Source organism: Streptomyces sp. NPDC097129 (genome assembly GCF_055668065.1).
This window is the reverse complement of the sequence record NZ_JBVOQE010000008.1, coordinates 17995-36796: the sequence shown is the minus strand read 5'-3', so window position 1 is coordinate 36796 and position 18802 is coordinate 17995. Positions and strand designations below refer to the sequence as shown.

The following is an 18802-nucleotide window of genomic DNA, read 5'->3' as shown; positions in this document are numbered from 1 at the left end:
CCGTCGCAGGCCCAACCCTCACCCCGAATCCGCCAACCCCACGCAGGCCCAACCCTCACCCCGAACCCTCCAACCCGACACAGACCCAGCCCTCACCCCGAATTCGCCGACCCGGCGCAGGGCCCAACCCTCACCCCGAACCCTCCAACCCGACGCAGGCCCAGCCCTCGGCACGGCGACCCACCGGCCCCGCGAGCGCTCACCCCGTCACCACGCACCCGGCGCTCGGCACGAGCGCCCCCGCGCGGAGAACGCCCCTGGGCGGGTCCGACGAGTGGCCGACGCCCGGCGTTCACCTCAGGGTCGTGCGGCGTTCGGGACCGGGGCCAACTCTGGCGGCAGTCAGTGCATTTGTCTCCAGGAGGCCCGATGTCCCCGTACGCCGCCGGCCGGCGCCGTGTCCGCCGCTCCCTCGCGGTGGGCGTTCCGCTCGCCGTGGTGGCCGCCCTCACCGCGGCCGGTCCGGCCGTGTCCGCTCCCGGCGGTGACGCCCAGGTCACCCGCACCGCGACGCTCGGCGACCTGCCGCTCGGCGAGTTCAGCAACGCGCTGCTGCCGGGCACGGTGGACGACGACCGGGGCGTGGCCCTCGGCGGCATCGGCAGCGACATCTACCCGGCGGGCCGCGAGGGCGAGTTCTGGACGGTGACCGACCGTGGGCCCAACGGGCAGATCAAGGTGAACGGCACCAAGCGCCGCACGTTCCCGGTGCCGGGCTTCGACCCGGCGATCGTGAGGATCCGCGTGCAGGGCGACACCGTGCGGGTGCTCAAGGCCATCGCGATCACCACGGCGTCGGGCCGTCCCGTCACCGGTCTGCCGAACCAGCAGGGCCGCGACGAGGCGCCGTACTCCTACGACGCGAAGACGCCGCTGCCGTACAACCCCAACGGGCTGGACACCGAAGGGATCGTGCGGGCGGCGGACGGGAGTTTCTGGCTCGTCGACGAGTACGGGCCGTCGCTGGTCCACGTCTCCGCGGGCGGCGAGGTCCTCACCCGGTTCGTGCCGAAGGGCCTGAAGCTGACCGGCACCGACTACCCGGTGGTCGAGGCCCTGCCGTCCGTGCTGCTGCACCGGAAGATCAACCGCGGGTTCGAGGGGCTCGCCCAACTGCCGGGCGGCGACCTGGTGATGGCGCTGCAGAGCCCGCTGTCCCTGCCGGACACGGCCTCGGGTGAGGCCTCGCGGACCACGCGCCTGCTGCGCTTCTCGCCGCGCAAGAAGGCGGTGACGGCCGAATACGCCTATCGTTTCGACCCGGTGGGCGTGGTGGACCCGGGCGAGGACGACACCTCCGAGCTGAAGATCTCCTCCGTGGTCGCCGTGGGCGGTGACCGGCTGCTGGTCGAGGAGCGCACCGACCGGACGGCACGGCTGCAGCTGGTGCGCCTGGAGCGCTCGGCGGACATCCTCGGCGGCCGCTGGGAGGACGACAGCACGTCGCCGTCGCTGGAGCAGCTCGACGACCCGGCGTCCTCGGGTGTGCCGGTGCTGCGCAAGCGTCTCGTGGTCGACCTGGGCACGGTGGCCGGCGTTCCCGGGAAGGTCGAGGGCGTCGCGCGCGTGGATCACGACACACTCGCCCTGATCAACGACAACGACTTCGGGATGACCGACGGCGCGGGCGCCTTCGACGCGCAGGGCCGGCTGGTGGACAGCGGCGTCAGGACGACCGTCGTCTACGTCCGGCTGCCGCACGGCCTCTAGCCGGCCGGGGACAAGGACGGCACACGCGCGTGCCGCCGGTGGGGCGGCACGCGCGTGCGCCCGTGGGGCAGCACACGCGCGTGCCGCCCCACCGCGTGCTCGGTCAGCCGCGGGCCCCCAGCAGGTGGTCCATGGCGAGCTGGTCGAGGTGTTCGAAGGCCATGCCGCGGGAGGCCGCCGCCTCGACGTCGAAGTCCTCGAAGGCGGTGCGGTCGGCGAGCAGGGCCTGCAGGCCGTCGCCGGCGGTGGGCCGGGCGAGCTGGTCCAGGCGGGCGTCGCGCAGCGCCTGCCGCACCTCCGGGTCGGCGCGGAACGCGGCGGCGCGCTCCTTGAGGATCAGGTAGTTGCGCATGCAGCCCGCCGCGGAGGCCCACACGCCGTCGAGGTCCTCGGTGCGCGGCGGCTTGAAGTCGAAGTGCCGCGGACCGGAGTACCCGGCGCTCTCCAGCAGGTCGACCAGCCAGAACGCGGCACGCAGATCACCGGCGCCGAAGCGCAGGTCCTGGTCGTACTTGATGCCGGACTGGCCGTTGAGGTCGATGTGGAAGAGCTTGCCCGCCCACAGGGCCTGCGCGATGCCGTGCGGGAAGTTCAGTCCGGCCATCTGCTCGTGCCCGACCTCGGGGTTCACGCCGTACAGCTCGGGGCGCTCCAGGCGCTCGATGAACGCGAGGGCGTGGCCGACGGTGGGCAGCAGGATGTCGCCGCGCGGCTCGTTGGGCTTGGGCTCGATGGCGAAGCGCAGGTCGTAGCCCTGATCGGTGACGTACTCGCCCAGGAGGTCGAACGCCTCCTTCATCCGCTCCAGCGCCACCCGGACGTCCTTGGCCGCGCCGGACTCGGCGCCCTCGCGCCCGCCCCAGGCGACGTAGACCTGGGCGCCCAGCTCGACGGCGAGGTCGATGTTGCGGATGGTCTTGCGCAGCGCGTAGCGGCGCACGTCGCGGTCGTTGGCGGTGAACGCGCCGTCCTTGAACACCGGGTGGGTGAACAGGTTCGTGGTGGCCATCGGCACCTTCATGCCGGTGGCGTCCAGCGCCTGCCGGAAGCGCTTGACGACCGCCTCGCGCTCGGTGTCGCTGGAGCCGAACGGGATCAGGTCGTCGTCGTGGAAGGTCACCCCGTGGGCGCCCAGCTCGGCAAGGCGCTGCACCGTCTCGACCGGGTCGAGGGCGGCGCGGGTGGCGTCCCCGAAGGGGTCCCTGCCCTGCCAGCCGACGGTCCACAGACCGAACGTGAACCTGTCCTCGGGGGTGGGCTGGTAGCTCATGCCACGGCTCCTTGCTCTTGCTCGCGACTATTTCGTCATGGCGCTTTACAAATTAGTATGCCCACACACCTGGGGGAAGAGACAAGGGGCACGCCGTCCCGAGCCGCACCGAGAGGGAGAGCACGATGTCAGCAGCCGAGGGTCCGCTCGTCGTCGGCGTGGACACGTCCACACAGTCCACCAAGGCGCTGGTCGTGGACGCCTCCACCGGCCGGGTCGTCGCGAGCGGCCAGGCCCCGCACGCGGTCTCCTCCGGCGCGGGCCGGGAGAGCGACCCACGGCAGTGGTGGGACGCGCTGTGCGAGGCACTGCGCCAGTGCGGCGAGCCCGCGCACGAGGCCGCCGCCGTCTCGATCGGCGGGCAGCAGCACGGCCTGGTCACCCTGGACGAGCACGGCGAACCGGTACGGCCGGCACTGCTGTGGAACGACGTGCGCTCGGCGCCGCAGGCCCGCCGGCTCACCGACGAGCTGGGCGGCCGGACGTTCTGGGCCGAGCGCACCGGCAGCGTGCCCACCGCGTCCTTCACGGTGACGAAGTGGGCCTGGCTCGCCGAGCACGAACCGGAGGCCGTGCGCGCGACCAGGGCGGTGCGCCTGCCCCACGACTACCTGACCGAGCGGCTCACCGGCCAGGGCACGACCGACCGCGGCGACGCCTCCGGGACCGGCTGGTGGTCCTCGACGAGCGAGTCGTACGACGAGGAGATCCTCGCGCGCGTGGGCCTGGACCCGGCACTGTTGCCGCGGGTGGTGCGCCCCGGAGAGATCGCCGGCACGGTCCGCGAACACCACGACCTGCCGTTCTCCAAGGGCACCCTCGTCGCGGCGGGCACCGGCGACAACGCGGCCGCCGCGCTGGGCCTCGGTCTGCGCCCCGGCACCCCGGTGACGAGCCTCGGCACCTCCGGCACGGTCTACGCGGTGTCCCGGCGCCGCCCCGCCGACCCGACCGGCACGGTGGCGGGCTTCGCCGACGCCCGCGGCGACTGGCTGCCGCTGGCCTGCACCCTGAACTGCACGCTCGCCGTCGATCGCGTCGCCGCCCTGCTCGGCCTGGACCGCGAGGCCGTCGAGCCCGCCGCCGGCGTGACCCTGCTGCCCTACCTGGACGGCGAGCGCACACCGAACCTCCCGGACGCCTCGGGCCTGCTGCTCGGCCTGCGCCACGACACCACCGCCGGGCAGCTGCTGCAGGCCGCCTACGACGGCGCGGTGCACGCCCTGCTCGGCGCGCTCGACCTGGTTCTCGACGAGGACGCGGACCCGACGGCTCCGCTGCTGCTGATCGGCGGCGGCGCCCGCGGCACGGCCTGGCAGCAGACGGTACGCCGGCTGTCGGGACGCCCGGTGCAGGTGCCCGAGGCCCGGGAACTGGTGGCACTCGGCGCGGCGGCCCAGGCGGCCGGGCTGCTCACCGGCGAGGACCCGGCCGCGGTCGCCCGGCGCTGGGACACCGCGCGCGGGCCGGTGCTGGAGGCCGTGGAGCGGGACCAGGAGACGCTGAGCAGGATCTCCGGGGTACTCTCCGACGCGTCCCCGCTGCTCGGGCGGGAGGATCGCTGACGACATCGACCGAGGACCGGTTTCCGGCATGAGCGCACCGCTGCACGAGACCCACCCGGCGTCCCCGGGGCGCGCGTTGCCCGACACCCAGCAAGGCATGCGCCGTCGCAACCTGGCCCGGGTGATGCACACGGTCAGCGCCCAGGGCCCGCTCTCGCGCGCCGCGGTCGCCTCCCGCATCGGTCTGACGCGGGCGGCGGTGTCCACGCTCGTCGACGAACTGATACGCACCGGACTGCTGCAGGAGCTGGGCCCCGAACGGCCCGGGCGGGTGGGCCGGCCGGGCTCGGCGCTCGCCGTCAGCGATCGCGGTCCCGCCGGGATCGGCGCGGAGGTCGGCGTCGACCATCTGGCCGCGTGCGCGGTGGATCTGCGCGGCCAGGTGCGGGCCCGCGCCGAGCGGCACGGCACCAACCGGGGCCGCTCCCCCGAGCCCGTCCTCGCCGAGCTCGCCGAGCTGGTCCGGCGGGTCGTCGCCGAGGCCGAGGGCGAGGGCCTGTGGCCCGCGGGACTCGCCGTGGCGGTGCCCGGCCTCGTCGCGCCGGACGGGCGCACGGTGGTCCGCGCCCCGAACCTGGGCTGGCGCGACGCGGATCTCGGCGCGCTGCTGCCGGCCGGCGTCCCGCTGGTCGTGGACAACGAGGCCAACTTCGGCGGCCTGGCCGAGCTGTGGCTCGGCGAGGGAACGCCGCACGACTTCCTGCACGTCTCGGCCGAGATCGGCATCGGTGCGGCGGTGGTCGTGGACGGGCGGCTGCTGCGCGGGACGCGCGGTTTCGCGGGCGAGCTGGGCCATGTGCCGGTCCACCCGGACGGTCCGGCCTGCGGTTGCGGCGGACACGGGTGCCTGGAGCAGTACGCCGGTGAGGAGGCGGTGCTGCGGGCGGCCGGCGTGGAGCCGGGCGAGGACAGGGTGGGGCTGCTCGCCCAGCGGGCCGAATCCGGCGACGAGGCGGTACGACGGGCCCTGCGGGAGGCCGGGGTGGCGCTCGGCATCGCCCTGACGGGTGCGGTCAATCTGCTCGATCCCGAAGCCGTCGTGCTAGGCGGCGCGCTGGCCGGACTCGCGCCGTGGCTGCTGCCCGCCCTGCGTGAGGAACTCGACCGGCGCACGGCCGGACGCGCCTGCCCGGTCTCGGTGTCCCGGCTGGGACCGGAGGGGCCGCTGCTGGGTGCCGCGCACTCGGTGGTGCGGACGGTACTGGACGACCCGGCGCGGGTGGCGGAACGGGCCTGACCCGCCCGGCGGCCGGCACCCGGCAACATCCCTTCACCCCACGGCAGTTCGCCCGAACGGGTGATCGGGTTGCCCACAACGCGTGCGTTGTCCACCGACCCGGCGCCGCCCTCTTCTGCCCGCCACGGGACGGCCGTACCGTGAAGTCGGCCCTCGCCCCGCCTTCACTTCCCGCACTGCGCCGGCCGCGTGTCAGTTCGCAACCCGGCCCGTCGGGTCGCCGTTGGCGAAGGCGCTGAACCCGGTCTGCCGTACGCCGACCGGAGACCCGCCCACGTCGAAAGGCATCCGCCCATGGAACGGTCACGACCGCTTCCCAGCAGGCGACGGCTCCTCACCGGCGCCGCCCTCGCCGCCGCATCCTCCGCACTGCTCCCGCCGGCGCGGGCCGGCGCCCAGGCGCAGGCTGTCGACTACCCGCCCGCCGAGTGGCAGCCGGCGAGCAGTTCCAACTACACGGCGTCCAGCCGGCCGTCCGCCTATCCGCTGGACTACGTGATCATCCATGTCACCCAGGAGACGTACGCCACGACCCTGTCCATCTTCCAGAACCCCCAGAAGAAGGTCTCCGCGCATTACGTCGTGCGCTCCTCCGACGGGCACGTGGCCCAGTGCGTCCGTGAGAAGGACATCGCCTGGCACGCCGGGAACTGGGACTACAACACGCGCAGCATCGGCATCGAGCACGAGGGGTGGGTGGACCAGCCGGCCTACTTCACCGACGCCCTGTACGTGCAGTCGGCGAGACTCACGGCGGCCGTCTGCGACCGGTACGGCATCCCGAAGGACCGCACGCGCATCCTCGGCCACTACGAGGTGCCGGGCACCGACCACACGGACCCGGGTCCGAACTGGGACTGGGTGCGCTACATCCGGCTGGTCAACTTCGCCTGACGGGGCGGCACCAGGGCGACGACCCCACGCCACGGCCCCACCCCGGGCCACGGCCGCGTCCGGACCCAGCCCGGCCCCGCGTGGCCCGGCCGGCGGCACAGCCCAGCCCGGCGACGGCGCCGCTCATCGCACACCGCTCACCGCTCACCGCCCCCACTCCATCAGCCGCGCCAGCGCCACCGCAGTCCCCGTGAAGCCCTCCTCGCCGAGCAGTTCCCGCAGCTCGGCGTTGGTGCGATCGATCTCCGGCCGGGCGGCCCGCAGGGCGTCGCGTCCGGTGTCCGTCAGTTCCAGGACCACTGCGCGGTGTTCGCCGGGATGCGCCCGGCGCTCGACGAGACCGGCCGTGGTGAGCCGCCCCACCAGGCCGGTCACGGCGGACTCGCGCAGACCGAGGGCGCTCGCCAGCTCCCGCTGGGTCAGGCCCGGCCGGTCGTGGACGGCGAAGAGGGCCCCGAGCTGTGCGGTCGTGATGCCGGCGGCCTCCAGCAGGCGCCGGTCGGCGCTGGTGCGCAGCTGGTGGGCCGCCCGCTGGAGCAGGAAGAACAGGCGGGGGTCGGGCTCGGACATGGGCCGATCTTGACAGAGGGGCAGGGCCGCCGCCAGGCTCACTTCACTAACGAAGTGAGGAGCTGCGGCGTGCACGATCTGCTCGGTCTGGAAGAGGCGCGGAAGGTGCTGGCGGCGCAGCCGTTCAGTGCGCTGCTCGGCGCCCGGCTGGTCGCCTTCGGTGACGGCGAGGCGACGCTGGAGCTGGACATCCGCGAGGAACTGCACCAGCAGCACGGCTTCGTGCACGGGGGCGTGCTGAGCTACGCCGCGGACAACGCCCTGACCTTCGCCGCCGGCAGCGTGGTGGGCACCGGGCTGATCACCGCCGGGTTCACCATCGACTATCTGCGCCCTGCTCAGGGCACGGTGCTGCGGGCGCACGCCCGCGTGGTGCGGGCCGGACGCTCGCGGGTGGTGTGCCGGTGCGATGTCACCACGACCGGCGCGGGCGGCGCCGAGGCGCTGTGCGCGGTGGCCCAGGGCACGATCTCGGTGACCGGCGGGTCGTAGATACCGATCGCGCGGCCCGATCGCGCGGCCTCCCCTCCCCTCCCCTCTCTCCCCTGAGGCCACTCCGACAGGTCCTGTTTTCTCACCCGATCTCGTGCAGTCGCCCCGTCCATGCCGCGCGGTGCGGTGTCATCTGGTGCACTTCCCTGGTGTGCTGGGACAGTTGACGCGACCTCAGGGGGCCTGGTGACGACACGTCAAAATCGCCGCGCGCGGGGCCGATCGGTATTGACGCTCCTCGCCGCGCTGGGAACACTGACCGGAGCCGCGCTTACGGGCGCGGCGGCGGCCGGTGCCAGCGAGCACGGCACGCCGGTCGCGCCGGGCGTGGTGTACGAGGAGTTCGACATCCAGGGCGCCAAGGGCCCGGCGCATGCCCACGTGCTGAGCGTGGACCTGCGCAACGCCAAGGTGCACCTCGGGCTGCTGTACCCGGGCGCGGTGGCCGCGCGGGCGCCCGTCTCGCAGCTGGCCGACGCCGAGGGCGCCGTCGCGGGTGTCAACGGTGACTTCTTCAACATCACCGAGACGCAGCACCCGGGGGTGGAGGCGACCGGGGCGAGTGTGGGCCCGGCGATCGCGGCCGGGCGCGTGCTGAAGGCGGCGGTGCCGGACGGGCAGCGCTTCGGGCCCGCACTGCCGCCCGGCACCACCACGAGGGACGTCCTCGGTGTGGGTACGGACGGACGGGCCCGGATGGGGCGGTTGAGCCTGCGCGGCTCGGTGCGCACCCCGGACGGCACCCTGCCGCTGGGCGGGCTGAACCAGTACGCCTTGCCCGTGGGTTCGGTCGGGGCGTTCACCGCCGAGTGGGGCAGCGCCTCACGCAAGCGGGCGACCTGCGGCACGGACACCGAGCGGGCCGCGCGGTGCAGCACCGACACCTACGAGGTGACCGTCCGTCAGGGCCGGGTGGTCACCGCGTCCGGCACACCGGGCGAGGGTGCCATCGCCCGCGGGACGACCGTGCTGGTCGGCCGGGAGGCCGGCGCGCGGTGGCTGCGGAAGCTGGCCGAGGGCGAGCGGGTGAGCGTGACGCACCGGCTGGTGGCCGCGGGGAGCGGGACGCCGTACCGCTTCGCGCTCGGCGGCTATCCGCTGCTCACCGGCGGGCGGCCGCTGCCGGGTCTGGACGGCACCACGGCCGCCGTGCGCACCGCCGTGGGGCTCGCCGACGGCGGGCGGCGGGTGCTGCTGTTCGCCCTGGACGGCTCCACCGAGTACCGGAGCGGGCTGACCGTCGCCGAAGTGGCCGAGGCGCTGCGCGGGCTGGGTGCGCGCGACGGGTTCAGCCTGGACGGCGGCGGGTCCACCACGCTGGTGGCCCGGGCGCCGGGAGAGACGGCCGTGTCCGTGCGCAACCACCCCACCGGCGGCGGCGAACGGCCCGTCCCGAACGGCATCGGCGTGTTCGCCGGCCGCTGAGGTGCGCGGGGCTCACGGCCGGAGGCTGCCCACGATGTCGGCGGTGGCCGAGAGCCCGCTCTGGATGGTGGGCGCCATGCTGGTCCCGGCCAGGAAGAAGCCCAGCAGCAGGCAGATCAGGGCATGGGAGATCTTCAGTCCGCCGTTGCGGATGAAGATCACCGCCAGGACCAGGAGCAGCAGCACCACTGAGATGGAAATCGCCATCGTCGGCCTCCTCCGCCACGACGCCGCGTGACGCGACGCCACGCCTTTGCACGCACGTCCGTTTCACGGCGTTCGGCCGCAAGTGTGGCGTAGGCGAGGGTTGACCCGGGTGGCTGACGTGTCCCCCGAACGGGTGGTGTCACCGAGTCCGGCGGGTCTCCAGGAAGGCTTCGGCTCCGGCGAGGTCGTCGGTGTTGAGGTAGTCGACGCCGGCGGCGAGCAGTTCCGCCCACAGCGCGTCGCGGGCGGGGCCGGGCGTGTCGGGGGCGGCTCAGAAGCGCACCTGTTGCCCGCGCGCGTGCGCCTGCGCGACGTTGCCGGGCAGCGTGGCGCGCTCGGCTTGGGGGAAGGCGCCGGTTCCCTGCCAGGTGAAGTTCAGCGTCCAAGTTGCCGCTGATCAGCGGGACGAAGGAGGCGGGTGCGGCGCTGCCGAGGTCGGTGAGCCGGCCGTCGTAGAAGGCGTGGCGGACGGTCTGCGCCTCCATGGGGGTGCGCGCCGCCCGGTCGCCGGAGACGACCGCGGTGACCGCGCCGGGGTGGACACAGCCGTGGGCGCAGGTGGTGAACAGGTGGGCAGTGGATGAGTTGGCCGAATCGCCACCCCTCGTTCACCGCGTTCCCGCAGGGGGCGTACGGGAAAGCCCGCCCCTGGTGGGGCGGGCTTCACTCGGAGTGGTGCGTCAGGGCGCCTGGAGGCCGACGAGGGCGGCCAGCGTCTCGCGGTGCGCCCCGGCCGTGCCGTAGGCGATCGAGTCGGCCTTGGCCCGCTTGAGGTACAGGTGGACGGGGTGCTCCCAGGTCATGCCGATGCCGCCGTGCAGTTGCAGTGCCTCCTCGGCGGCGTGCACGGCGACGGGTGCGGCGTACGCCTGGGCGACGGCGACCGCCACCTTGGTGTCCGTGCCCGTCGCGAGGGCGTCGGCGGCGCCCCGGGCCGCCGCGCGCAGGTTGACGACTTCCAGCCACAGCTGGGCGAGCCGGTGCTTGAGCGCCTGGAAGCCGCCGACGGGCCGGTTGAACTGCTTGCGCTCCTTCAGGTAGCGCACGGTCTCGGTCAGCGTCCAGTCGGCGAGGCCCAGTTGCTCGGAGGCGAGGAGTCCGGCCGCGGCGCGCAGGGCCCGGCGTACGGCGGGTTCGGCGTCCCCGATGCGGCGGCCCGGGGCGCCGTCGAGGCGTACCGTCGCCACCGGGCGGGTCAGGTCCAGCGAGACCTGGGCGGTGACCGTGGCGGCGTCCGCGTCCACGGCGTACAGTCCGCCGTCCTCGCCCGGCACGAGCAGGACGCCGGCGGCGGACGCGTCGGCGACGCCCTTCAACTCGCCGTGCAGCAGGCCGTCTTCCACGCGTACGGCGGGGAAGGCGGCGCCGGGCGCGAGGTGCAGTCCGACGGCGAGGGCGCCGATGGTGCGGCCGGAGGCCAGGGCGGCGAGCAGTTCGGCGTCGCCGCATTCCAGCAGTGCCTCGGTGGCGACGACCGCGCTGGTCAGGTACGGCACCGGCGCGACCGCGCGGCCCAGCTCCTCCAGGACGACGGCGGCCTCGCGGTGCGAGGCGCCCTGGCCGCCCTGCTCCTCGGGCACCAGCAGCCCGGCCAGGCCCATGCCCTCGGCGAGGGACTTCCACAGGGAGAGGTCGTGCGGGGTGCCGCTCTCCACGCGCGTGATCACGTCGGCCGGGGCGCAGTGGTCGGTGAGCAGGTCACGGACGGCGGCCCGCAGCGCCTCTTCCTCCTCGGAGTAGAGCAGATTCGTCATCGGGACAGGTCCTTCCAGGCGACGTCCTTGTCGGTGCGCGGCTCGGAGGGCAGCCCGAGGACGCGCTCGGCGACGATGTTCAGCAGGATCTCGCTGGTCCCGCCCTCGATGCTGTTGCCCTTGGCGCGCAGATAGCGGTAGCCGGCGTCACGGCCGGTGAAGTCGACCAGTTCGGGCCGGCGCAGGGTCCAGTCCTCGTACAACAGTCCTTCTTCGCCGCGCAGTTCCACCTCCAGGCCGCTGATCTCCTGGTTGAGGCGGGCGAAGGCGAGCTTCATGCCGGCGCCCTCGGGGCCGGGCTGGCCGGCGACGAGTTGCTGGCGCAGGCGTTCGGCGGTGAGGCGGGAGACCTCGGCCTCGACCCACAGGGTCAGCAGCCGCTGGTGCAGGTCGTGGGTGCGCAGTTCGGGGCGTTCGCGCCAGGTCGTGGAGACCTTGCCGATCATGCCGCCCTCGCGGGGCAGCGCCATGCCGCCGATCGCTACGCGCTCGTTGTTGAGCGTGGTCTGCGCGACCCGCCAGCCGTCGCCGACCTCGCCGAGGCGGTGGGCGTCGGGGATGCGGACGTCGGTGAGGAAGACCTCGTTGAACTCGGCCTCACCGGTGATCTGGCGCAGCGGCCGGACGTCGACGCCGGGGTCGGTCATGTCGCAGGCGAAGTAGGTGATGCCGGCATGCTTGGGCACGCTCGGGTCGGTGCGGGCGATCAGGATGGCCCAGCGGGCGTTGTGCGCGCCGGACGTCCACACCTTCTGCCCGTTGACGATCCAGTCGTCGCCCTCCCGTACGGCGCGGGTGCCGAGCGCGGCCAGGTCGGAGCCGGCGCCGGGCTCACTGAAGAGCTGGCACCAGACCTCCTCCCCGGTCCACAGGGGCCTCAGGAACCGCTGCTTCTGCTCGTCGGTGCCGTACTTGAGGATCGTCGGCGCGGCCATGCCGAGGCCGATGCCGTTGCGGCGCGGCTCGTTGTCGGGGGCGCCCGCGGCTTCGAGCTCGGCGTCGACCACCGGCTGAAGGGAGCGCGGCGCGCCGAGGCCGCCGAGGCCCTCCGGGTAGTGGACCCAGGCGAGGCCCGCGTCGAAGCGGGCGCGCAGGAAGTCCAGACGGTCGGTCTGCGCAGGGGGATGCGCGGCCAGGAACTCCCAGGTCCGGCGGCGCAGTTCCTCGGCGTCGGTCATGCGGCTCCCTCCATCACCACGGCGATCCGGCCGGTGCTCCGGCCGTCCGCCACCTTCTGCACCCCGGCAGCGGCCTCGCCCAGGGGCACCCGCTCGCTCACCAGCGGCTTGATCGCCTCCCGGCCGGCCAGCTCGGTGAGCTGCTCGTGGCACTGCTGGACCAGCTTGGGGTTCTTGGTGTTGTACAGACCCCAGTGCAGGCCCAGGATCGAGTAGTTCTTCACCAGGGCGTGGTTGAGGCCGGGGCTGGGGATCGTGCCGCTCGCGAAACCGACGACGACGATCCGGCCCTCGAAGGCGACGACCTTGGTGGACTGGGTGTACGCCTCCCCGCCGACGGGGTCGTAGATCACGTCGGCGCCACGGCCGCCGGTGGCCTCCTTGACGGCGCCGACGACGTCCTCGGCGCGGCGGTCGATCACCACGTCGCAGCCCAGCTCGCGGGCGACGGCGGCCTTCTCGGCGCCGCCCACGACACCGATGACGGTGGCGCCGGCGGCCTTGCCGAGCTGCACGGCCGCGCTGCCGACCCCTCCCGCGGCGGCGTGGACGAGCAGGGTCTCGCCGGCCTGGAGCGCGGCCCTGCGGTGCAGGCCGAACCAGCCGGTCTGGTAGCCGATGTGCAGGGCGGCCGCCTCCGCGTCGTCCAGCGCGTCCGGCGCGGGCAGCAGGGCGGCGGCGTCCGCCACCGCGTACTCGGCGAAACCGCCGTACGGCAGGGCCGGGTTGGCGATGACGCGGCGGCCGTCCTCGGTCTCGCCGCAGATCTCCACGCCGGGCGTGAACGGCAGCGGCGGCCGGATCTGGTACTGGCCCCGGCACAGCAGGGCGTCCGGGAAGTTGATGTTCGCGGCGCGCACCCTGAGCAGGACCTGGCCGTCGCCGGGCGTGGGACGCTCGACGTCCGCCAGGCGCATCACCTCGCTCGGCTCACCGTTCTCGTGCACCTGCCATGCCTGCATGCGGGGCCTCCACAAGACTGCGTCGTCCGTCGGGTTCACCGCATACTAAGCGGTCGCTTGCCATTCAGGGAACAGTCTCGTGCGTCACCCCCGCTTCGGCCGCGCCCGGACGTGCATCCGCTCGCCCTGCGGGCCGAAGAGGCTGAGGAACTCCACCGGCCCCTCCCCCGTCGAGCCGAACCAGTGCGGCACCCGGGTGTCGAACTCGGCGGCCTCCCCCGGCGTGAGCACGACGTCGTGCTCGCCCAGCACCAGACGCAGCTTCCCGGAGAGCACGAACAGCCACTCATAACCGTCGTGCGAGCGCGGATCGGGCCGCTCCGCGCGCTGCGGCTCGACCATCTTGTAGGCCTGGAGCCCGCCCGGCTGCCGGCTCAGCGGGTACAGGGTCCGCCCGCCGCGGGTGATCGGTTTGGCCCGCACCCGGGGGTCGCCGACCGGGGGCGCGCCGACCAGTTCGTCCAGCGGGACCTGGTGGGCCTGCGCGATCGGCAGCAGCAGCTCCAGGCTGGGTTTGCGCAGCCCGGACTCCAGCCGGGACAGGGTGGAGACGGAGATGCCGGTCGCCTCGGACAGCGCCGCCAGCGTCACCTCCCGCTCCTTGCGGATCCTGCGCAGTCTCGGGCCGACGCCCGCGAGTACCTCGTCCGTCGTCATGCGCCCATTGTGTCTTGCCGAACCGGCAAAGACGTTTGTCGTTTCCGCACCGGCGGGGGCACTGTCGGGGGCGGAGGTGGTCACCATGACCGACACGTACGAAGTGGTCGTCGTCGGGGGCGGCGCGGCCGGGCTGTCCGCCGCACTGGTGCTGGGGCGGGCCCGGCGCCGCACGCTCGTCGTCGACGCGGGCGAGCCGCGCAACGCGCCCGCCGCGCACATGCAGGGCTTCCTGTCCCGGGACGGGATGCCGCCCGCCGAGTTCCTCGCCGTGGGCCGCGAGGAGATCGCCCGGTACGGCGTGGAGCTGGTCCGGGACCGGGCGGTGGACGCGACGCGCGAGGACGGCGGATTCGCCGTACGGCTGGCCGGCGGGCGCAGCGTGCGCGCCCGGCACCTGGTGGTGGCCACCGGCCTGAAGGACGAGCTGCCGGACGTCCCCGGTGTCGCCGAGCGGTGGGGGCGGGACGTGCTGCACTGCCCGTACTGCCACGGCTGGGAGGTGCGCGATCAGGCGTTCGGCGTGCTGGCCACGAGTGCGCTGAGCGCACACCAGGCGCTGATGGTCTCCCAGTGGTCCAAGGACGTGACGTTCTTCCTGCACCGGGTGGCCGAGGAGGAACTGTCCGGCGACGACCTGCGCCGGCTGGCGGCGGCGGGGGTGCGGGTGGTGCCGGGAGAGGTCGCGGGCCTGGTGGTCGAGGACGATCGGCTGACCGGCGTACGGCTCGGCGACGGCGCGGTGCACGAACGCGAGGTGGTCTTCGTCGCGCCGCGCGCGGTGCCGGGCACCGGCCTGCTCCAGCGGCTCGGCGCCGAACTGCGCGAGACGCCGTTCGGCTCCTACCCGGTGACCGACGAACGCGGCCTGACGACCGTCCCCGGCCTGTGGGCGGCCGGCAACGCCTCCGGCTTCGCCGAGCAGGTCGTCAACGCGGCCAGCGGCGGCCACCGCGCAGGCGCGGCGATCAACGGGGAGATCCTCTTCGCGGACCTGGACGCGATGGCGGTAGCGGGGTAGGAGCACGTCTGCGCATGCCTGCGGCGGGCCGGGCGGGCTCCTCGCGCCGTTCGCCTGCGGCGGGCTGGGCGCGGTGCCTGCGGCGGCCCGTGCGAGTGCGTCGTGGTTGCTCGCGCAGTTCCCCGCGCCCCCTTTTACGCCTGCGGCGGCCCGTGCGGGTGCGTCGTGGCTGGTCGCGCAGTTCCCCGCGCCCCTTTATTGCCTGCGGCGGCCCGTGCGGCTGCGTTGTGGTTGCTCGCGCAGTTCCCCGCGCCCCTTTCATGCCTGCGGCCGCCCGTGCGGGTGCGTCGTGGCGTGCTCAGCGCCCATCGTCGCTGGGTGAGTCGGGGGCGCGGTCCAGGTGTGACCCGGCCTCCTCCGGTGCACCATGACTGCATGCTGTTGCACCGGCTCGCCCGTGTGTCCCAGGAGGTCGCCGCCACCTCCGCGCGGTCCCGGAAGACGGCCCTGCTGGCCGGGCTGTTCCGGGACGCGGAGGCGGAGGACGTGCCGGTCGTCATCCCGTATCTCGCCGGGCGGCTGCCGCAGGGCCGGCTCGGGATCGGCTGGAAGGTGCTGAGCCGGGCCGTGGAGCCGGCCGCCGAGCCCAGCCTGACCGTCCGCGAGGTGGACTCGCGGCTCACCGAGCTGGGCACGGTGTCCGGGGCCGGGTCGCAGGCCGAGCGGGCCCGGCTGGTCGGGGAGCTGATGGGCGCGGCCACCGAGGCCGAGCAGCGGTTCCTCATCGGCCTGCTCACCGGCGAGGTCCGCCAGGGCGCCCTGGACGCGCTCGCCGTGGAGGGGCTGGCACAGGCGACGGGGGCGCCGGCGGCGGACGTACGGCGGGCGGTGATGCTGGCCGGTTCGCTGCAGACGGTCGCCGAGGCGCTGCTGGCCGAGGGGCCGGGCGCGCTGGAGCGGTTCCGGCTGACCGTCGGCCGGCCGGTACTGCCGATGCTCGCGCACACCGCGTCCTCGGTCGCCGAGGCGGTCGGCAAGCTGGGCGCCTGCGCGGTCGAGGAGAAACTGGACGGCATCCGGGTGCAGGTGCACCGCGACGGCAACGAGGTACGGGTGTACACGCGCACCCTCGACGACATCACCGGCCGGCTGCCGGAGCTGACGCTCGCCGCGCGGCAGCTGCGCGGCGAGCGGTTCGTGCTCGACGGGGAGGTCATCGCGTTCGACGCGGAGGGCCGTCCGCGTTCCTTCCAGGAGATCGCCGGGCGCGTCGGCTCCCGGGTGGACGTGGCGACGGCCGCCCGCGAGGTCCCCGTCTCCCCCGTCTTCTTCGACGTGCTGGCGGTCGACGGCCGCGACCTGCTCGACCTGCCGTTCACCGAGCGGCACGAGGAGCTGGCCCGGCTGGTGCCCGAGCCGATGCGGGTGCGGCGGACCGTGGCACGGGGACCCGACGACCTGCCGGAGGCGGAACGCTTCCTCGCCGAGACGTTGGAGCGCGGTCACGAGGGCGTGGTGGTCAAAGGCCTCGACGCGCCCTACAGCGCGGGCCGGCGCGGCGCCGCCTGGCTGAAGGTCAAGCCCGTGCACACCCTGGACCTGGTGGTGCTGGCCGCCGAGTGGGGCCACGGCCGCCGCACCGGCAAACTGTCCAACCTGCACCTCGGCGCCCGTACCGCCGACGGCGGCTTCGCCATGCTCGGCAAGACCTTCAAGGGCATGACCGACGCCATGCTCGCCTGGCAGACCGAGCGCCTTCAGGAGCTGGCCGTGGAACACAAGGGCTGGGGCGTGACCGTACGCCCCGAACTCGTCGTCGAGATCGCCTACGACGGCCTGCAGCGCTCCACCCGCTACCCGGCCGGCGTCACGCTCCGCTTCGCCCGCGTGATCCGCTACCGCGAGGACAAGCGGCCCGAGGACGCGGACACCGTCGGCACCCTGCTCGCCGCCCACCCGCAGGTGCACCCGTGACGGCGAGGCACAGCGCGGGACTGCTGCTGTTCCGCCGCACACGGAACGGCCCCGAAGTGCTCCTCGGCCACATGGGCGGCCCGTACTTCGCGAAGAAGGACGCCGGCGCGTGGACCGTCGTCAAGGGCGAGTACGACCCCGGCGAGCCCGCCTGGGAGGCCGCACGCCGCGAGTTCCAGGAGGAGCTGGGCCTCGCCCCGCCCGACGGCGAGGCCGTACCGCTCGGTGAGGTGCGGCAGACCGGCGGGAAGGTGGTCACGGCGTGGGCGGTCGAGGCGGACCTCGACCCGGCCGGCATCACCCCCGGCACGTTCGTCATGGAGTGGCCGCCGCGCTCCGGGCGGATGCGGGAGTTCCCGGAGCTGGACCGGGTGGCGTGGTTCGCCCTGGACGCGGCGCGCGAGGTGATCGTCCGCGCCCAGGCCGCGTTTCTCGACCGCTTGGCGGAGCACTCGACCTGAGCAGATGCGTACGCGTTGCGGTCGCCCCGGCCGCGCGCGAAGGTCTAAGCACACCCGCTCCGAGGGAGGTCGGTCATGCCCATCGCAACGGTGAATCCTGCGAACGGTGAGACGCTCAAGACGTACCAGGCCATGGACGAGGAGGAGATCGAGCGCCGGCTCCAGCTCGCCGAGGCCACCTTCCGCACCTATCGCACCACCGGTTTCGCCGACCGCGCCCGGATGCTGACCCAGGCCGCCAACCTCCTGGACGCCGACCAGCAGGACGCCGGCCGCATGCTGACCACGGAGATGGGCAAGCCGGTCAAGCAGGCGCGCGCGGAGGTCGCCAAGTGCGCCAAGGCGATGCGCTGGTACGCCGAGCACGCGGAGGCCCTCCTCGCCGACGAGGAGCCCGCCGACACGGACGTGAAGGACTCCGGGGCGACGCGGGTGCGGGTGCGCTACCGGCCGCTGGGGCCGGTGCTGGCGGTGATGCCGTGGAACTTCCCGCTGTGGCAGGTGGTGCGGTTCGCCGCGCCCGCGCTGATGGCCGGCAACGTCGGGCTGCTCAAGCACGCCTCGAACGTGCCCCAGACGGCCCTGTACCTGGAGGATCTCTTCCACCGGGCGGGCTTCCCGGAGGGCTGCTTCCAGACGCTGCTGATCGGTTCCGCGCAGGTCGACGACGTCCTGCGGGACGAGCGGGTCAGGGCGGCGACACTGACCGGCAGTGAGCCGGCGGGCCGGGCGGTCGCCTCCACCGCCGGGGAGATGATCAAGAAGACGGTGCTGGAGCTGGGCGGCAGCGACCCGTACGTCGTGATGCCGTCCGCCGACCTGGACCGGGCGGCCAAGGTCGCCGTCACCGCGCGCGTGCAGAACAACGGCCAGTCCTGCATCGCCGCGAAGCGTTTCATCGTGCACACGGACGTCTACGACGCGTTCGCCGAGAAGTTCGTCGCCGGGATGCGGGCGCTGAAGGTCGGCGACCCGATGGACGAGGACACCGACATCGGGCCGCTGGCCAGCGAGCGGGGCCGGGACGACCTGGAGGAGCTGGTCGACGACGCCACCCGCGGCGGGGCGAGCGCCCTGTGCGGCGGTCATCGGCTGCGCCGGCCCGAACTGCCCGGCTGGTACTACCCGCCGACCGTGCTCGCCGGGGTGACGCGGGAGATGCGCATCCACCGGGAGGAGGCGTTCGGGCCGGTCGCCACGCTGTACCGGGCGAGCGACCTGGACGAGGCGGTGCTGATCGCCAACGACTCGCCGTTCGGGCTGAGTTCGAACGTGTGGACGCGCGACGAGTCCGACGTGGACCGGTTCGTCCGGGATCTGGAGGCGGGCAGCGTGTTCGTCAACGGCATGACGGCCTCGCACCCGGCGTTCCCGTTCGGCGGGGTCAAACGATCGGGGTACGGGCGTGAGCTGTCCGGGCACGGAATCCGCGAGTTCTGCAACATCACCACCGTGTGGCAGGGTGCGTGAGGCTACGATCCCATT

General features: G+C 73.8%; 17 protein-coding genes and 1 pseudogene. 10 read left to right on the top strand and 8 right to left on the bottom strand.

The genetic code is table 11. From position 1 onward, the window contains the following. Positions 1-369: 369 nt before the first annotated feature. Positions 370-1710 carry an esterase-like activity of phytase family protein gene (locus AC0B9F_RS22825; protein ID WP_472005415.1) on the top strand — a complete coding sequence of 447 codons (1341 nt, stop codon included), beginning with the start codon at positions 370-372 and terminating at the stop codon, positions 1708-1710. Positions 1711-1813: 103 nt separating this feature from the next. On the opposite strand, the gene xylA is transcribed toward AC0B9F_RS22825, so the two are convergent. Beyond that, positions 1814-2980 carry a xylose isomerase gene (gene xylA, locus AC0B9F_RS22820; protein WP_472005413.1) on the bottom strand — a complete coding sequence of 389 codons (1167 nt, stop codon included), beginning with the start codon at positions 2978-2980 and terminating at the stop codon, positions 1814-1816. A gap of 125 nt (positions 2981-3105) precedes the next feature. Here xylA and xylB point away from each other — a divergent pair, with 125 nt between their 5' ends. The 3 genes from xylB (at position 3106) to AC0B9F_RS22805 (ending at position 6676) form a co-directional block, all read left to right on the top strand. Beyond that, the gene (gene xylB / locus AC0B9F_RS22815) at positions 3106-4545 is read left to right on the top strand and encodes a xylulokinase (RefSeq protein ID WP_472005411.1); all 1440 of its coding nucleotides are present in this window, start codon (positions 3106-3108) and stop codon (positions 4543-4545) included. Positions 4546-4573: 28 nt separating this feature from the next. Next, positions 4574-5782 carry an ROK family protein gene (locus tag AC0B9F_RS22810; protein WP_472005409.1) on the top strand — a complete coding sequence of 403 codons (1209 nt, stop codon included), beginning with the start codon at positions 4574-4576 and terminating at the stop codon, positions 5780-5782. 294 nt (positions 5783-6076) lie between these two features. Beyond that, positions 6077-6676 carry an N-acetylmuramoyl-L-alanine amidase gene (locus AC0B9F_RS22805; RefSeq protein WP_472005406.1) on the top strand — a complete coding sequence of 200 codons (600 nt, stop codon included), beginning with the start codon at positions 6077-6079 and terminating at the stop codon, positions 6674-6676. A 144-nt stretch (positions 6677-6820) separates the two neighbouring features. On the opposite strand, the gene AC0B9F_RS22800 is transcribed toward AC0B9F_RS22805, so the two are convergent. Next, positions 6821-7246 (bottom strand): MarR family winged helix-turn-helix transcriptional regulator, encoded by a 426-nt coding sequence (locus tag AC0B9F_RS22800; RefSeq protein WP_472005404.1) that lies wholly within the window; start codon positions 7244-7246, stop codon positions 6821-6823. A 69-nt stretch (positions 7247-7315) separates the two neighbouring features. Between AC0B9F_RS22800 and AC0B9F_RS22795 the strand changes: the two genes are divergently transcribed. Together AC0B9F_RS22795 and AC0B9F_RS22790 are read left to right on the top strand one after the other, a co-directional pair. Then, positions 7316-7738 carry a PaaI family thioesterase gene (locus AC0B9F_RS22795; protein WP_472005402.1) on the top strand — a complete coding sequence of 141 codons (423 nt, stop codon included), beginning with the start codon at positions 7316-7318 and terminating at the stop codon, positions 7736-7738. A 186-nt stretch (positions 7739-7924) separates the two neighbouring features. Beyond that, entirely contained in the window at positions 7925-9163 is a 1239-nt protein-coding gene (locus AC0B9F_RS22790; RefSeq protein WP_472005400.1) for a phosphodiester glycosidase family protein, read from the top strand. Positions 9164-9175: 12 nt separating this feature from the next. Here AC0B9F_RS22790 and AC0B9F_RS22785 read toward each other — a convergent pair whose 3' ends face one another. The 6 genes and pseudogenes from AC0B9F_RS22785 to AC0B9F_RS22760 form a co-directional block, all read right to left on the bottom strand. Beyond that, a complete protein-coding gene (locus AC0B9F_RS22785; protein ID WP_472005398.1) occupies positions 9176-9370 on the bottom strand; it encodes a hypothetical protein in 195 nt (64 codons plus the stop codon). Positions 9371-9509: 139 nt separating this feature from the next. Then, a pseudogene (locus AC0B9F_RS22780) lies at positions 9510-9942 on the bottom strand (PI-PLC domain-containing protein); the annotation flags it as partial. 108 nt (positions 9943-10050) lie between these two features. Beyond that, positions 10051-11124 carry an acyl-CoA dehydrogenase family protein gene (locus tag AC0B9F_RS22775; RefSeq protein ID WP_472005396.1) on the bottom strand — a complete coding sequence of 358 codons (1074 nt, stop codon included), beginning with the start codon at positions 11122-11124 and terminating at the stop codon, positions 10051-10053. Beyond that, positions 11121-12302, bottom strand: a complete 1182-nt coding sequence (locus tag AC0B9F_RS22770) for an acyl-CoA dehydrogenase family protein (protein ID WP_472005394.1) — start codon at positions 12300-12302, stop codon at positions 11121-11123. Before AC0B9F_RS22770 ends, AC0B9F_RS22775 begins: the two co-directional genes overlap by 4 nt. Next, positions 12299-13264 (bottom strand): NADPH:quinone oxidoreductase family protein, encoded by a 966-nt coding sequence (locus tag AC0B9F_RS22765; protein ID WP_472005392.1) that lies wholly within the window; start codon positions 13262-13264, stop codon positions 12299-12301. Before AC0B9F_RS22765 ends, AC0B9F_RS22770 begins: the two co-directional genes overlap by 4 nt. A gap of 84 nt (positions 13265-13348) precedes the next feature. Then, entirely contained in the window at positions 13349-13921 is a 573-nt protein-coding gene (locus AC0B9F_RS22760) for a helix-turn-helix domain-containing protein (protein ID WP_472005390.1), read from the bottom strand. An 85-nt stretch (positions 13922-14006) separates the two neighbouring features. Here AC0B9F_RS22760 and AC0B9F_RS22755 point away from each other — a divergent pair, with 85 nt between their 5' ends. The 4 genes from AC0B9F_RS22755 (at position 14007) to AC0B9F_RS22740 (ending at position 18787) form a co-directional block, all read left to right on the top strand. Next, a complete protein-coding gene (locus AC0B9F_RS22755; RefSeq protein ID WP_472005386.1) occupies positions 14007-14942 on the top strand; it encodes an NAD(P)/FAD-dependent oxidoreductase in 936 nt (311 codons plus the stop codon). A 375-nt stretch (positions 14943-15317) separates the two neighbouring features. After that, positions 15318-16856 (top strand): ATP-dependent DNA ligase, encoded by a 1539-nt coding sequence (locus AC0B9F_RS22750; RefSeq protein ID WP_472005383.1) that lies wholly within the window; start codon positions 15318-15320, stop codon positions 16854-16856. Beyond that, positions 16853-17317, top strand: coding sequence for an NUDIX hydrolase (locus tag AC0B9F_RS22745; protein ID WP_472005381.1), 465 nt, complete (start codon positions 16853-16855; stop codon positions 17315-17317). Before AC0B9F_RS22750 ends, AC0B9F_RS22745 begins: the two co-directional genes overlap by 4 nt. A 75-nt stretch (positions 17318-17392) precedes the next feature. Then, positions 17393-18787 (top strand): NADP-dependent succinic semialdehyde dehydrogenase, encoded by a 1395-nt coding sequence (locus AC0B9F_RS22740; protein WP_472005379.1) that lies wholly within the window; start codon positions 17393-17395, stop codon positions 18785-18787. The last annotated feature ends 15 nt before the right edge of the window (positions 18788-18802 follow it).

Coding starts and splice junctions, on each gene's coding strand:
- AC0B9F_RS22765 (WP_472005392.1), bottom strand. CDS start 13,264: ATGCAGGCATGGCAGGTGCACGAGAACGGTGAGCCGAGCGAGGTGATG.
- AC0B9F_RS22755 (WP_472005386.1), top strand. CDS start 14,007: ATGACCGACACGTACGAAGTGGTCGTCGTCGGGGGCGGCGCGGCCGGG.
- xylA (WP_472005413.1), bottom strand. CDS start 2,980: ATGAGCTACCAGCCCACCCCCGAGGACAGGTTCACGTTCGGTCTGTGG.
- AC0B9F_RS22800 (WP_472005404.1), bottom strand. CDS start 7,246: ATGTCCGAGCCCGACCCCCGCCTGTTCTTCCTGCTCCAGCGGGCGGCC.
- AC0B9F_RS22750 (WP_472005383.1), top strand. CDS start 15,318: ATGCTGTTGCACCGGCTCGCCCGTGTGTCCCAGGAGGTCGCCGCCACC.
- AC0B9F_RS22785 (WP_472005398.1), bottom strand. CDS start 9,370: ATGGCGATTTCCATCTCAGTGGTGCTGCTGCTCCTGGTCCTGGCGGTG.
- AC0B9F_RS22805 (WP_472005406.1), top strand. CDS start 6,077: ATGGAACGGTCACGACCGCTTCCCAGCAGGCGACGGCTCCTCACCGGC.
- AC0B9F_RS22770 (WP_472005394.1), bottom strand. CDS start 12,302: ATGACCGACGCCGAGGAACTGCGCCGCCGGACCTGGGAGTTCCTGGCC.
- AC0B9F_RS22740 (WP_472005379.1), top strand. CDS start 17,393: ATGCCCATCGCAACGGTGAATCCTGCGAACGGTGAGACGCTCAAGACG.
- xylB (WP_472005411.1), top strand. CDS start 3,106: ATGTCAGCAGCCGAGGGTCCGCTCGTCGTCGGCGTGGACACGTCCACA.
- AC0B9F_RS22825 (WP_472005415.1), top strand. CDS start 370: ATGTCCCCGTACGCCGCCGGCCGGCGCCGTGTCCGCCGCTCCCTCGCG.
- AC0B9F_RS22760 (WP_472005390.1), bottom strand. CDS start 13,921: ATGACGACGGACGAGGTACTCGCGGGCGTCGGCCCGAGACTGCGCAGG.
- AC0B9F_RS22775 (WP_472005396.1), bottom strand. CDS start 11,124: ATGACGAATCTGCTCTACTCCGAGGAGGAAGAGGCGCTGCGGGCCGCC.
- AC0B9F_RS22810 (WP_472005409.1), top strand. CDS start 4,574: ATGAGCGCACCGCTGCACGAGACCCACCCGGCGTCCCCGGGGCGCGCG.